At 39.1% G+C, this 14,469-nt stretch carries 14 protein-coding genes; 6 read left to right on the top strand and 8 right to left on the bottom strand.

Going from position 1 to position 14,469, the window contains the following annotated elements; translation table 11 throughout:
• Positions 1-43 precede the first annotated feature (43 nt).
• The 4 genes from folE (at position 44) to FTV27_RS01540 (ending at position 2,389) form a co-directional block, all read left to right on the top strand.
• Positions 44-592 carry a GTP cyclohydrolase I FolE gene (folE, locus tag FTV27_RS01555; RefSeq protein ID WP_171262632.1) on the top strand — a complete coding sequence of 183 codons (549 nt, stop codon included), beginning with the start codon at positions 44-46 and terminating at the stop codon, positions 590-592.
• A gap of 118 nt (positions 593-710) precedes the next feature.
• Entirely contained in the window at positions 711-1,067 is a 357-nt protein-coding gene (locus FTV27_RS01550) for a cupin domain-containing protein (protein ID WP_180076862.1), read from the top strand.
• Between the two features lie 250 nt (positions 1,068-1,317).
• Positions 1,318-1,767 carry a hypothetical protein gene (locus tag FTV27_RS01545; protein WP_180076861.1) on the top strand — a complete coding sequence of 150 codons (450 nt, stop codon included), beginning with the start codon at positions 1,318-1,320 and terminating at the stop codon, positions 1,765-1,767.
• Positions 1,768-1,837: 70 nt separating this feature from the next.
• The gene (locus tag FTV27_RS01540) at positions 1,838-2,389 is read left to right on the top strand and encodes a DUF4385 domain-containing protein (RefSeq protein WP_180076860.1); all 552 of its coding nucleotides are present in this window, start codon (positions 1,838-1,840) and stop codon (positions 2,387-2,389) included.
• An 8-nt stretch (positions 2,390-2,397) separates the two neighbouring features.
• On the opposite strand, the gene FTV27_RS01535 is transcribed toward FTV27_RS01540, so the two are convergent.
• The 5 genes from FTV27_RS01535 to hemE all read right to left on the bottom strand — a co-directional run bounded on the left by FTV27_RS01535 (position 2,398) and on the right by hemE (position 8,403).
• On the bottom strand, positions 2,398-3,789 hold the full coding sequence (locus FTV27_RS01535; RefSeq protein WP_180076859.1) for a diguanylate cyclase: 1,392 nt from the start codon (positions 3,787-3,789) through the stop codon (positions 2,398-2,400).
• Between the two features lie 106 nt (positions 3,790-3,895).
• Positions 3,896-5,800: a DUF4105 domain-containing protein gene (locus tag FTV27_RS01530; protein ID WP_180076858.1), complete on the bottom strand. Its 1,905-nt coding sequence runs from the start codon at positions 5,798-5,800 to the stop codon at positions 3,896-3,898.
• Between the two features lie 79 nt (positions 5,801-5,879).
• Entirely contained in the window at positions 5,880-6,350 is a 471-nt protein-coding gene (locus FTV27_RS01525) for a DUF3015 family protein (protein WP_078190276.1), read from the bottom strand.
• Between the two features lie 150 nt (positions 6,351-6,500).
• Positions 6,501-7,292, bottom strand: coding sequence for a DUF817 family protein (locus tag FTV27_RS01520; protein WP_180077050.1), 792 nt, complete (start codon positions 7,290-7,292; stop codon positions 6,501-6,503).
• 40 nt (positions 7,293-7,332) lie between these two features.
• Positions 7,333-8,403: a uroporphyrinogen decarboxylase gene (gene hemE, locus FTV27_RS01515; protein ID WP_180076857.1), complete on the bottom strand. Its 1,071-nt coding sequence runs from the start codon at positions 8,401-8,403 to the stop codon at positions 7,333-7,335.
• Between the two features lie 205 nt (positions 8,404-8,608).
• On the opposite strand from hemE, the gene FTV27_RS01510 reads away from it, so the two are divergent.
• Both FTV27_RS01510 and FTV27_RS01505 read left to right on the top strand, forming a co-directional pair.
• A complete protein-coding gene (locus FTV27_RS01510; RefSeq protein ID WP_180076856.1) occupies positions 8,609-9,829 on the top strand; it encodes a L,D-transpeptidase in 1,221 nt (406 codons plus the stop codon).
• Between the two features lie 191 nt (positions 9,830-10,020).
• Positions 10,021-10,716, top strand: coding sequence for a pirin-like bicupin family protein (locus tag FTV27_RS01505; protein WP_180076855.1), 696 nt, complete (start codon positions 10,021-10,023; stop codon positions 10,714-10,716).
• A gap of 29 nt (positions 10,717-10,745) precedes the next feature.
• Here the strand turns inward: FTV27_RS01505 and FTV27_RS01500 are convergent, their stop codons facing one another.
• The 3 genes from FTV27_RS01500 to FTV27_RS01490 all read right to left on the bottom strand — a co-directional run bounded on the left by FTV27_RS01500 (position 10,746) and on the right by FTV27_RS01490 (position 14,397).
• Positions 10,746-10,949 carry a hypothetical protein gene (locus FTV27_RS01500; protein ID WP_180076854.1) on the bottom strand — a complete coding sequence of 68 codons (204 nt, stop codon included), beginning with the start codon at positions 10,947-10,949 and terminating at the stop codon, positions 10,746-10,748.
• 714 nt (positions 10,950-11,663) lie between these two features.
• Positions 11,664-12,863: a hypothetical protein gene (locus FTV27_RS01495; protein WP_218949482.1), complete on the bottom strand. Its 1,200-nt coding sequence runs from the start codon at positions 12,861-12,863 to the stop codon at positions 11,664-11,666.
• Between the two features lie 103 nt (positions 12,864-12,966).
• Positions 12,967-14,397 carry an aspartate ammonia-lyase gene (locus tag FTV27_RS01490; protein WP_180076853.1) on the bottom strand — a complete coding sequence of 477 codons (1,431 nt, stop codon included), beginning with the start codon at positions 14,395-14,397 and terminating at the stop codon, positions 12,967-12,969.
• Positions 14,398-14,469 lie beyond the last annotated feature (72 nt).

Genomic DNA, 14,469 nt, shown 5'->3' with positions numbered 1-14,469 from the left:
TCCTTGTTCAATCTCTCAGTGTAAGTGAACACGTCTTATGTCTATGCAGCAATCCTACGCAAATATCCTAACTGCCGTTGGTGAAGATCTGAATCGCCCAGGTCTTAAAGATACGCCTATGCGTGCTGCTAAAGCTTTTTCATATCTTACTTCTGGTTATAGCCAGACACTTGAAGAAGTGACCAACAATGCGGTTTTCCCATCCGATAACCGTGAAATGGTCTTAGTTAAGAATATTGAATTCTATTCATTGTGTGAGCACCATTTATTGCCTTTTTATGGTCGTGTACATATTGCTTATCTCCCAGAAGGCAATGTTTTAGGTTTATCAAAATTCGCACGTATTACAGAAATGTTTGCCCGTCGCTTACAAATTCAGGAAAACCTCACTCAGCAGATCGCTGAAGCTGTGGCTGAAGTGACTGGTGCACGTGGTGTTGCTGTGGTGATTGATTCAGCTCACATGTGTATGATGATGCGTGGTGTAGGTAAACAAGAGTCTACAACCCGTACCGTTTCTTTTGTCGGTGACTTTAAAACCAATAAAGAAGAACGTCGTGAATTTTTAAGTGCAGTTCCAGAAAGCTATTAATAGAACATTCAGCGTTAGCTCTTAAAAAAAGCCTCAAACTCTTGAGGCTTTTTCTATTTATGTTTTAATGTCGCAAATCGTTTGCTTTGATAGCAAAGCACTATTTTCAGGATGAATCATGTCAGATGTATATATTGCCGGTCAGGGTTTAGCGCAAGCCAAACACAGCATAGACTTCCCTCGCCCAGACCGTTTGGTTCAGGGCAATCCTAAACGTGAAACTGCAAGCCTGTATGTACACCCCAATATGGACTGCGGGATTTGGCAATGTGAAGTTGGCGCATGGAATATTGTCTTTGCACCGAACAAACAAGAGTTTTTTACTATCCTTGAAGGATTAGTACGTATTCATGATCAACAAGGCGGATATATCGAGATTTCCGCTGGCCAAGCGGGCATTATTCCCCCATCGTTTCAGGGCAAGTTTGAAGTTGTCGAAGCCGTCAAAAAATACTATGTGGTTGTAGAAGTTTAATCGCCCAAAATATTTATTTTGAAAAAATATCTTTTAAAAATATTGTTTGTAACCGTGCTGTAAGACTTGTAACTCAAAACTACAGCATAAAATTGATATCAATTACTTAATGTATTTCTGTTCATAAATTAAACATTTCATAACATGATTTCACCCCCCATATTCAAGATTAGTCCGTACATTGAAAACAAGATGAATCCTTTAGATTCATTGCTATTTTCTTTTTTTTTACTAACTAAGGGTGATCACTATGGTAGCCGCAAAAAAGACAACTGAAAAAGATGAGAAAAAGACAGCGAAAACTACGGCAAAAACTGCAAAAAAGAATGAGGATAAAGTAAAAAAATCAGCTAAAGCATCGAGTAAAGATTCAAACAAAGCAACAAAGAAAACTGCTGAAAAAAAATCTAAGGACAGCACTTCTAAAAAAGAAGCTGCAACTAAAGATGAAAAAGTAAAAGCTAAAAAATCTGCGTCAACTAAAAGTTCGCCGAAATCTAAAGCTGACAAAAAAGAGGCCCCTAAAAAAGCCAGCACATCAAAAACAAGCACTAAGGTTAAAGAGGAAAAGCCAAAAGCTGAGAAGAAAACAACCAAAAAATCTTCAACAGCAAAGAAAACGGATGCTAAGGCAAGCAAGTCTAAGGGAGAAAAACCCAAGACGACCAAAGCCAAATCCACCAGCAAAAAGACAAAATAAAAAGTAGCCCCAACTGGGGCTACTTTTTTAGCTTAAGCTTGAAATAGAGTAAGGTTGTAATGGAGTGAATATGAATAATAAATCCATCCCCACACCTAAGCGTGTATCACGCGTTCATTCCAATAGTTTTGATTACAGTTTAGATTTTAAAAAGATAAATTTTCGCGAACACCCTGAACTTTATAGAATTGGACGTGGTGAACAAGGTGTATTACTCGTAGAGCCTTATAAATCTGAAATTTTGCCTTATTGGCGATTTGCTAATGAAGAAAAAGCCATCGAAAGCAGTACCAAAATTTGGCAACTTTTTGAAGAGTATTTAGACGCTGAAGATTTTGTCGGTGCAGATATGGCACGTAAATTTTTGCAGATGGGTTTTACACGTGCACGTCGCTATGCCAACCATAAAGGTGGTAAAAAATATGAGGGTCCAGTCCCTAATGATAAAAAAGGATTAAGTGGTGCACATGGACGCGAAAAGCTTCCAAGACAAAAAGAGGATCCCGTCAAAGCAGCTGCTGCACGAGTATTTAAACAAAAATGGGATGAAGCTAAAGTTCATCCCAAGTATGTAGAGCAAAAAGCAAAATTTTTAGATTTTCTACAAAGCAAAATTAAGTGAATATCCATTTAGGATGAAGATGATCTTGTCTGCTGATCAGTTTTAGCAACGTAAATACGATTACGACCAGTATTCTTGGCAGCATAGAGTGCTATATCGGCAGCATCTAGTAAACGTTGATAGTCAGGATGACCATTATACTGCACACAACCAACGCTAACGGTTAAACTAAATTGTTGACCTTGTACTGTTCGGATCACTCCGTTTTCAATATATTGGCGAATATTTTCTGCAACTTTCATCGCACGGTTTACATTGGTGTCCACCAAGAGTAACAAGAACTCTTCGCCACCAATACGGAATGCATAATCGCTACCTTGGCTGTAACGCTGCAAAGCTTCGGCAATAAATTTCAGTGCAAGATCACCTGCCGCATGACCAAACTTATCATTGATCATTTTAAAGTAATCCGCGTCAAAGGCTAGCAAAGACAAAGGCGTTTCATTTTGACGTGCAAAAGTAATTTCACGTGAAATAATAGTACTAAGATAACGACGGTTTAGGAGTTGCGTCAAAGAATCATTGCCTGACTCAATATATTCAGCCACCTGAAATAATTGATCGACTAAATGCTGAATTTCACGATTTAAGTCTCGAATCTGTTGAATCAAATGTTGCAGTTGATCTTTATCCATTATTTGTGTGGTTTGCTGCGTTAGCTCATCCACTTGATAAATTCGATCAATAATTAATTGAACCTGATCTGAACCCGAAAAAGCATATGCCGCTTTATGAATAAACCACAATCCAAATTCTGATTTTGAAAGTAAGGAATGATAAAAACTGACATTTCCCGAAAAGATTTTAAACATCAATTCATTTTCCCAATTGAGCAATGAACCCCGTTGTTTATCTTTATGCACTGCCACATCTTGCATCGCAGAAAATAAGCGATAATTGTGTTTTGTTTCTTGTTTTTTTTCCGTATTGATCTCATAAGAGATGCACATAATTTCTGTGCTAAATCCGATAATTTGTACAATATAACTGCACATATGGAGAATATTTTGCGTATGGTTTAGCTCTAAAATTTCAAATATTTTACGTTCTATTTCACGTACACCACGCATGATAAACCATGAAGGTATGCCGACACGCGCATGCACTATTCCAACTTTTTGCTGTCTTTTGACAGAGCTTTCGTATTCACCATTGAGCGCGACATTAAATGTTTCTAATAACCATTTTCTTAAGGTATCGATGAGTCTTTTTTGAATGATATCGTCTTTAAAAAACTCAGCCGATTCTGGCTCTCTCGACATTTGTTCATAAAAAACAGTAACTAAATGCTCAACATGCTTCTGGATAAATTGCAAAGCTGCAAGATGTTCATTTTCAGTATATTGATCACAAATATCTTTCCAAGTCTGACTTAGACCTGTAATACATTCTTGATTCATTCGGTGACACAAACCACAGCGATTACAAAGCTAGCAATCATACCTTGCTTTACTTACATAAAAAAACAAATTTATTTGATATTTCACATTTTATCTATCTTAAAAATTAATAGAAAAATACATAACTCAATTTCATTTTATTCCAATCTTGATCATCTTGTTGCTGGTATTCGTATCCTAGTCTTAAGGCATGTTGTTGGGTTACGATATATTGTAATTCAGCATCGAGTTTCAGATTCCATTGATGTGTATCTTCCCAATACGGAAGCTCTGCCTGAACCAAACTGTTGAGTTTTTCTGACCAAATATTTTGGCAACCCAGTGTCGGCCCAAGGCCCACTCGCCATCCCTGATCAAGTGACTTACCGCCCTGCACCTGCATTTGAGACTGCACATAACACAAATGTGTACGTTCCTGATTGGCCCAGCTATATCCAGATTGCGCTTTTAATTCAGCTACGCCATGTTGTTTCGTTTCGCTAAATTGACCTGCATCTACAGACACTTGCTGCCAACCAAAATTAAAACCCCAGCTTAGCGGTGTTTTAAATGGCGTGATCGGATTGTAGGAGTTGACCGATAAAAAATCAAAATGATTGAGTTTAAGTTGGTCGTCTCGATATTGGATCGAGCCATCCCAAAACATCAACTGCGTACCAATCCGAAAGCCACCTTGCGGATCGATCAAATCATGATAAGCCTGACGATGACCGAGTTCGATATATTTTTCACCTTGAACTTCGCCTACTGTAGCTGAAAAATTTCGCGCATGATGTCCATTGACTGGGTCTAGACTTGGCTGCTTAGGATCAGTCCGTTGTTTTGGTTGCGAAGATTGACTACGTAAGGCCAAGATTTGACGTAATTTAGGCTGTGTTTCTTCCGCACTCACCTTTCTCCCAATCAGTAATAAATACAGATGGTCATACGCCATTTCTAATATTTTCGCTTGCTCTACTTCATTAAACTGAGCGAGTGCTGTCGACATGTTCTCAGGTTCAATTTCAGCGAGCTTATGCGCTTCGCGTGCTAAACGATATCCATGTTGCTGCGCTTGTGACAAAAGCTGCGTTTCTAATGCAGGACGATAAAACGCTGCTTGAATCAGTTGTTCATCATTGATCGCTTTGATCGTCTCAACGGGAATGGAAGCGACTTTAAATTTCTGGGTTAAATTCAGTGTCGGGCGAACCAAATCCATTAAGCCCAATAATCGATATGCACAGTTATCGCTGGCAAAATAATAGGGAAAACTGACATTTTGCATTTCCCAAATATGTTTAACCAAATAACTGGTTTCTTGCTCGGTCAGTGCTAGCTCATATTCCCACAAATCACGACTTTCAAAATCACCATATTCTTTCACTTTACGGTAGTACGGCATCAATGAATATTCACCAGGATATTGCCCTGTTAAGCCTTTCCATGCATAAGACCAGTTATCTTCACCTGCAACTGTCGCTGCATAGTTAATGGCATAGGACACCAAATTTAGTTCTTTTTGATCTTTCGGATCGAGACGCAATAAGGTATGTCCAAACATAGAACTTGGATTACCCATAAAGTCTGTGGCGTAGATTAATGTTGCTTTATACGGCTTAATTTTTCCAAACCATTCATCAAACTCAGGGCAGCTCACCACAGGTAACTGCTCTGAACGGATGGATAACTCTTGCATCAGCCACTGACTACGCGCAGGGAAACGACAACGAAAGGCTTGATTAGGTTCGGCGGTTTGAAATAGTGCAGCGACATCTGCCTCTAATTCGGCTTGGGCATTTTGACGGCCATTTTCAGCTAGAAAGTAACCTGAAAAAGCAACTTCACTTTGTCCTTTATGATCTGTATATAAAAGTCGTTGCCAACTGATGTGTTCAGACAGTTTTTTTGATTGTGCAAGTTCAATATATCGCTGTAACTCTACGGTTTTAGAAGGAGTAGAATCTACAACTTGCTGAGCATATATGATACTCGGAATCATAAAAGTACAAAATAAAGCAATTGATTTCATTCAGTTATATTCAAATCCATTTTTATATATTTTAGATAATAAAAAACCCTGCCGAGAGACAGGGTTTTGAAAGCATCGATTAAACGTATGCTTTAAGTACTTCGTCTTTTGCCATTACACTTTGTAATGAAGCAAGTACTTGTAGAGAAGACTGGTTTTCAGCTGAATAGATTTCAGCAAAATTTGCTTTAGACACAGCAAAGAAACGTGCTTTATCTGTTGATTGGATGTTTAAAAGCTCAGCCAAAACATTCAGGCTCTCACCTTGACCAACCGCCATATCACGTGCAAGTGATTCAGCATTTTCATTGGTAAATGTTACCGCTTGAGCAGTCACTGTACCTGTACCGCTACAACCTAAAGTACCAAAGGTAATACCAAGTAACTGGTTAGTAAAAATACCGTTGGTAGTCGCAGCTAAAATTTTAGGAATTTTACCTGATTGACCAGCCCAAACTTGAGAACCAACACCACAACCTACGTCACGGTCAGCAAAAGCAGCTGTAGAACCTAGTGCAACGACTGCAACTAAAGCTAATTTTTTTAACATAGCACTTCTCCAGGGAATTTTATTCCATTGTTTTTAATTATTAAAACATGTGTAATTTTGATTACACACCTGTAGATTAACTTGATCTTTCAGATAAGGCAAAACATTTTCATCTAAAACTTTTGGCTAAAAATAATACGTTCTTATTCACTATTTTTTGAGCAACCAAGTACCATTTTCATCACGTTTTCCAAGGATTTTGAGCACTAAAACCAAACTGAGTAATAGCAACAAATACCAAGAACCGAGTTTCCCCCAACCGACCATATGCCATGCATCGACCTGACTTGGATATAACCAAATTTGATAGAAGGTACTGATATTTTCTGCGATCCAAATCAAAAATGCCAAAACCAGCAGCACCGGTAACATAGGCAACTGAATCACATGATTTTGTAATTGAAAACTGAGCTTGGTTTTCCAAAAGATTACCACACTCCAAGCAAACAAAAGCATACGAATATCTGGCACAAAAAATTTGGTCATAAAATTAAGATATGACAAAACGGCTAAGCACAGCATATTGCCAAAACGCGGTAAGTTACTGAACGACACTTGATATAGACGTAGTGAACGTGCAAAGAAACTCCCCACCGCCGAATACATAAAACCTGCAAATAATGGCACTGTCAGCAGTTTAAAAACCGCAGGCTGCGGATATTGCCATGAGGCAATATGTGGATGAGTCAGAAATATTTCCATCCCCATAGCCAGCAGATGAAACAGTGCTATGACTTTAGCTTCCGCCCAAGATTCGAGTTTTAAGTAAAGTAAACACACTTGAATGATCAGTGCATAAAACAATAAATAGTCATAACGGAAAAAGCCAAAATATTCCTGACTTCCCATTGCTGCAGTTAATGCAAAAGCGATCAGCAGTAATATCCCAAATAAGGCAGCCGCAGCTGCCTTATAAGAGAACTCAAAACATGATTTTATCATCTTGACCACGGTTGAATCCTAAACCAATTTCCCTAAAGCCTTATAAATACTTGGCACTATATTCGTGTACCGTATCAATAAAAGCTTTTGGATTGGCTGGATCTACCCACTGGGTAATACCATGACCTAAGTTCGCCACATAACCAGTTTTTTCACCGTTGGCATATGCGTCATCTAAAATAGCACGCGTCGCTTTCGCGATTGCTTCAGGCGAACCATATAATGTTGCTGGGTCTAAGTTACCTTGCAAAGCTGCACGGCCTGCGACTGTTTGACGTGCTACATTTAATGGCGTAGTCCAATCTAAACCAAAAGCATCTGCACCCGTTGCAATCATTGGCTCTAACCATTGACCACCACCTTTGGTAAACAAAATCACAGGGACTTTGCGTCCATCTTTTTCACGCTGTAAACCTGCCACGATTTTTTGCATGTAGTTCAGTGAAAATTCAATGTATTCACGGTGTGCTAATGCCCCACCCCAACTATCAAAGATTTGTACGGCTTGCGCACCTGCATCAATCTGCGCATTGAGATATTCAGTCACCGCCACAGCCAAACGGTCTAATAAGGCATGCAGCACTTCAGGTTGTGCATACATCATTTGTTTTGTAAAACGGAAATCTTTGCTTGAACCGCCTTCCACCATATAGGTTGCCAGTGTCCAAGGACTGCCTGAGAAGCCAATCAAAGGAACTTGTCCGCCCAAAGCTGAACGAATTGTAGTCACGGCATTCATGACATAATCTAAGTCAGATTTGGCATTAAATTTAGGTAAATTCAGTACATCTTGTTCGGTACGTACGGTTTTATGAAACTTCGGACCTTCACCTGCTTCAAAATACAGTCCCAAACCCAACGCATCAGGTACAGTCAAAATGTCTGAAAATAAAATAGCTGCGTCTAAGTCATAACGACGCAAAGGTTGTAAAGTAACTTCACAAGCAAATTCTGTATTTTTACAAAGGGATAGGAAATCACCTGCTTTGGCACGTGTTTCACGATACTCTGGTAAATAACGGCCAGCCTGACGCATCATCCAAACCGGAGTTGCATCTACCGGTTCACGTAATAAGGCACGCAAGAAACGATCATTTTTTAAGGTCGTCATTCACTTTCCCAACTTAATTCGATATTGGCATCATCATATCAAAAAGGTTGTAAATATAATAACTTCTCATGCATTTAAAAACCGATCATGTTGAGTGCCAAAAATGATATTTACACAAAACAACTACTGCATCTCCACTTTTTTTCTGTAATACTTAGCCAGTTTTTAATACACAGTAAATGAATAATTCTTAAGGTTGAATTACATGTTCGTTCGCACCATGCTCGCACTGAGCCTAAGTTGCATATTTGCTGGTACAGCTATTGCCGCATCTACTGCTGAACAACCATTAACGCCAAAAAAAGTGACTAATGTTGCAGTTCAGGATCCCATTGATCCGTTAGCGACTGAAGCTTCATCTGCAACTAGCCAGATTAGCGCTCAAGAACAAGAAGATCTGAACCAAGCATCGCAAACTTTAGACAGCCTGCAACAATCAGAAGATGTTAAAGCCGACATCGGTGCTGCACCTGCTACAGCGACTGTTACAACTCCAACATCAACTTCGCCTGCTGCCAAAGTTGCTTGGGGTTTAAATGACCTAAATAATGCTCAGTGGTATGACAACATTGGTAAAGGTCAATTCCCTGTTTATGCACGTGCGCATGTCATGCTCAATAATGCACATGCTTCACCGGGTGCAATTGATGGGACCAGTGGTAAAAATACCCTAAAGGCGATCGCTTCATTCCAACAAATGAATGGGTTGAAACCCACAGGGACTTTAACCAAAGAAACTTGGGATGCACTGATTGCGAAACAAGGTTCTAAACCTGCATTCATTGAATACACATTGACTGATGCAGACTTGAAAGGTCCTTATGCAGCATCAATTCCACACGACTATGCATTACAAGCAAAAATGAAAGGCTTGTACTACACACGTGTAACTGAAATGTTGGGTGAAAAATTCCACATGGACGAAGACTTTTTGAAAAAGTTGAATCCAAAAGCGACATTTAAAAAAGCTGGTGAAAAAATCTTAGTAGCGAATATTCGTAACGAAGTTCCTGAAGATATTCACCTGATCGTTGCACATAAAGGCGCGAAACAACTTTACTTGTTTAATAGCCGCAACCAAATGATCGGTTCATTCCCGGCAACGATTGGTAGTTCAGATACACCATCACCTACAGGTACATATAAAGTAACAGGTGTTGCACCAAACCCTTGGTACAGCTACTCACCTTCTAACTTTGTTCAAGGCAACAACAGAAAACCATTGTCTTTACCACCTGGTCCAAATGGTCCTGTTGGTAATATCTGGATTGGTTTGAGCAAAAAATCATTTGGTATACACGGTACTCCGAACCCATCTGCAATCTCTAAAACTGCGTCACACGGTTGTATTCGTTTGACCAACTGGGATGCAAATGACTTAGGTAAGAAAGTGAAATCTGGTGTGACTGTTAAATTCTTAGAATAATTTTAGTCATATTTAAAAAAGCCTGCTTCTTGCAGGCTTTTTTATAGTTGCGCCTTTATGCATAACAAAAGACTCAATCTTGGCTGAGCGTTGCAAAAATAGGATGAATTGTCGCTAAAAAACTATATATCCCTATTTAGTTCAATCCTAAAATAGGCATATGTTCAATAATTAAGATAAGGATGAATGCCATGAATGCTTTTTTACATCCAAGTGAAAACCGTGGTCACGTAAAAATGGGCTGGCTTGAGTCTAAACACAGCTTTTCTTTTGGTAACTGGTATGACCCGAAATACATGGGCGTTAGTGCGCTTCGTGTAATTAATGATGACTTAATTGCAGCCCATGAAGGTTTTGGTCAACACCCACATGACAACATGGAAATTTTGACCTGTGTGTTAAAAGGCACCATTACGCATAAAGACAGCATGGGCAACCATGGTGGCATTTCTGCGGGTGAATGGCAGCTCATGAGCGCAGGTACAGGTGTGCGTCATAGCGAAATGAACCAAGGTGATGAAGATGTGCATTTACTACAAATTTGGATCGTTCCAAATGAACGTGATGCTGAACCGACCTATCAACAAATTAAATGTGATCCACGCGATCAACCCAATCAATGGCATTTAATTGTCGGTCCAAATGACAATGCAGCTATGCATATTCGCCAGCAAGCGGAAGTTAAATCTGCATTTTTGACGAAAGGTCAATCTTTAGATATCCATGTAACGCAGCATATCAACTATATCCATGTTATTTCAGGTTCAGTGCAAATTGCTGAACATAAAGTTGAAGCTGGTGGTGCAATTGCGTTCTTAGAAGATAGCCAAATTGAAGCACTTGAAGATGCTCAAGTGATTTGGTTTGATTTACCCGAAGTAAAATAATTAAAAGCCCTCAAATGTGGGGGCTTTTTTTATGCAGCTTGGCTAAGGCGTTCACTGCGTTTATATAACCACATCAACACTAAAGACGGAATAATAAATCCAGCAGCAAGCATGGCTATATGTTTTATTGGAAATGTGCATGGTGACATTTGTAGTGCCAGTAAAGCGAAGAAACTGAGCTGCCAAGTTATGTTTTCACCTTTTTGAGCATGCTTTTTATATTCATAAGCCAATATATGGCAGCAAATCCAATGTCAAAGACCTAAGATCAAGTACCCCATTCCCCCATAAGTCTAAACCAAAGACAATTTTGCAAAAATATAAGTTCATATCTGCATAATACTGAAGGATATCGTCGATAAATGCAGAAAACATGACAAGACTCTAATTGTCGCAATATGCTTATCTTTAGCCCCAAATATGTATTTTAAAGAATAAAGCAAATTACCTCCCTCACGAGAGAGTGATCCAAATCTATAAAAGTTAAATTAAAATATAAGTATGGAAATGTTTGAAGATTTGAATTTACTTGTAAAAGGCGAAATTACCCGTTTACCTTATAAAAATTAATAACACAAAATGCCATTAAATCATCTGACCTTGCGTACCAAAGCCTGAATAAAGTTTTTGCTATAGCCATGCTCTGCAATAGCAGCAAGCCATTATCGAGGAGATTTTGACAATTTTCTAAATTTTGATCTGCTTAGGACATGGTTTAACTAAGATAAACTGAGAGTTAAATGAACAGATGCTCAGTTAATTCATAAACGATTTTTTTTATTTTTAGTAAATCTTAAATTTAATACGCCATAGCCCTGATTTAATTTAAAACAAAGACATAAAATATGAAGATTAAATACATCTGAATGCATCTTAAGTATTCCAATAAAAAAACCTCGATCAAAACCATTTTGCTTTAACAGAGGTTTTAGCTTGTTGGATATCGATCAGAAGTTAAAGCCAATATTTAAATTGACGCGATACAGCCATTTATCGCTATTTTCAGATGTTGCTGAAGTAAAGCCTGTGCCATTGGTTGCCCCACCAATAATATTGGCATTTTTGCCCCAAGTATAATCTGCCCACACCATAAATGGTGTAGCGATAAACATTGCACCTGTGGTATTCATTTGCGAAGCTGACCAGTCACTGCGTTCTTTGTCTAAATAACTGTAGTCATTGTAAAAACGAATGGCTTTGAGTTTACCCATATTTTGAACAGGTAATGTATATGCCAAATTGAGGCTTGAAACTGTACCTTCAGAGGCAATGAAATAGGCTGGTGTTAAACCATTTGCGCCCATCAAGGTCATGTCATTACTTACACCTTCAGGGTTTTCAGCATCATATTGATAATGAATCACCGAAGACTGTAAATTCCAACGTTGGTAGTTGCTGTTGGTATGAATCCCAGCGGCATAATAACTACCTTCATCGCGGGTCGTTTTGTTATGCAATTGTGCGGCAGATCCAGATATACCGACCTCGTGTTTCCCGATTTGATCATTACCGAATTTACGTACAATACGAGTATTCAGCTGATTGTGCTTTTCGTTTTGATAAGCAGCTTGAAAGGGTAAATGATTCTCTGAAAGATCATCATAAGTTGCAGATTCAGGTGAATAGCGTAAATTGGTTTCCAACATACGTGGGTAGTAACCAACTTTCACATCCCATTCAGGATTGTTGTAATTCCAGTTAATCCCCGGCGCGATGTTGTTGCCATAGCCCAAGAAGAACGGGGTATGATAGGTCCAACCATTTTGCGGATATGGATAAAGCGCAAATGGCTTATAGACAAAACCTGCTTCGATGCTGTTGTTTTTGTCTAGGTTATAACCCACATAGGCTTTTTCAATTGAGGTTTTTTCCTGATCTTGAATTAAATAGCTCGCATTCAAATAGGCATCACCTGATTTGCCTTTTAGGTCGATACGGAAAATATCAAAATCCAGTTTGCCTATGCCGCGTTTATCACTTGGCTCCCACTGTTCATAACGATGATTAAAACGTAAAGCTCCACCCAATTTAAACGATTGTGTGCCATCGTCGCTTTTCCACTCTAATGGATCCTCTTTGGCTTGAACGCTAGCGGCAGCTGCGCTCAAAGACAGCATCATCGCTGTTATCAATATGGTTTTATTCATCTCAAGCACCTGTCCTTATTTTGTTTTACATGCAAAACTTTGTTTATTTCCATATTTAACTAAAAAAAATTTATTTAGCAGTCACTGCGAACTTCATTTGCAATTAAGCAATGTCTTGCAGCGGTGCTTGGAAGTTTCGAACTTCCGAAATTAAATTTTCAAAAGAAAAGACTTCTTTCAATTGCTCTTCCGTCATCAATCCCTGAGACAGCACCACTTCTTGAATGGTTTTGTTTTCAGCAATACATTGTTTACCAATGGCATCACAGCGGTCATGTCCAAGAATTGGATCAAGCAAAGTCACAATGCCAACACTACGCATGACCATGTCATAGGCTTGTTGTTCATTGACTTGAATGCCTGCAAAACATTTTTCATCCAAACTGCTGATGCCATGTTGAAGCAATTCAATCGATTCATTCAGTGACAACGCAATCACAGGTTCCATCACGTTCAACTGTAATTGTCCTGCTTCAGCTGCCATGCTGATGGTTAAATCATTACCCATGACTTTAAAGGCAATTTGATTAACCACTTCAGGAATCACTGGGTTCACTTTGGCGGGCATAATGGATGAACCTGCTTGCAATTCTGGTAAGCGAATTTCGGCCAGCCCAGTACGTGGACCTGAGCTGAGTAAACGCAAGTCGTTACAGATTTTTGATAGTTTGCATGCCAGACGTTTTAGGGTACTTGAAATCAGAATGAATACGCCGCAGTCACTGGTGGCTTCAACATAGTCTTCGGCGCCTTTGACTGGTAATCCAGTGAGTTCAGCTAAACGTGCCGTAATATGCTGCGCATAACCTTCAGGTGTATTCACCCCTGTACCAATTGCCGTTGCACCTAAGTTGATTTCCAATAAAAATTCACGCATTTTCTTAATCAAACGCATATCTTCATTCAGTAAAGTGGCAAAGGCTTGAAACTCTTGTCCCATGGTCATCGGAACCGCATCTTGCAACTGTGTACGGCCCATTTTCAACACATGTTTAAAATCAGCTACCTTCGCACGAATGGTTTGAATCAATTTATCCAGTGCTAAAAGCAGGTCTTCTATACGGTGATATAAACTGATCCGTAGTGCTGTTGGATAAACATCGTTGGTCGATTGGGATTTGTTGACGTGGTCATTCGGATGCAGAATCGAGTAACTCACCTTTTGCTCCCCCAAGTATTCCAAACCAATATTGGCAATGACTTCATTACAGTTCATATTGACCGATGTACCTGCCCCACCTTGGTAACAGTCAATTGGAAATGACGCTGCCCATTGCTGTGGCTGTTCAATCAATTGATCAGCTGCATATTCAATGGCTTTAAGCTGTTGCTCACTGATTTTTTTATAATTAAAATTACTTTGTGCAGCTGCTTTTTTGACAAAGCCTAAAGCACGAATAAAATGCAGTGACTGTCCAACCGTTAAATGGGAAATTTTAAAATTTTCTAATGCACGTTGGGTATGAATGCCGTAATACGCACTAAATGGCACTTCTTTAGCACCCAGTAAATCATGCTCAATCCTTGTTTGCATATCCACTCACCTTGTTTTGCTCTACCTTTGTCTGCTGAACTCAGGTTTTATGTCCTTTGACTTTACATGTCG

Origin of the sequence: Acinetobacter sp. YH12251 (assembly GCF_013417465.1) — a bacterium.
In the GTDB taxonomy this organism is placed as follows: Bacteria; Pseudomonadota; Gammaproteobacteria; order Pseudomonadales; family Moraxellaceae; genus Acinetobacter; species Acinetobacter amyesii.
This window is presented reverse-complemented; position numbering and strand designations above follow the sequence as displayed.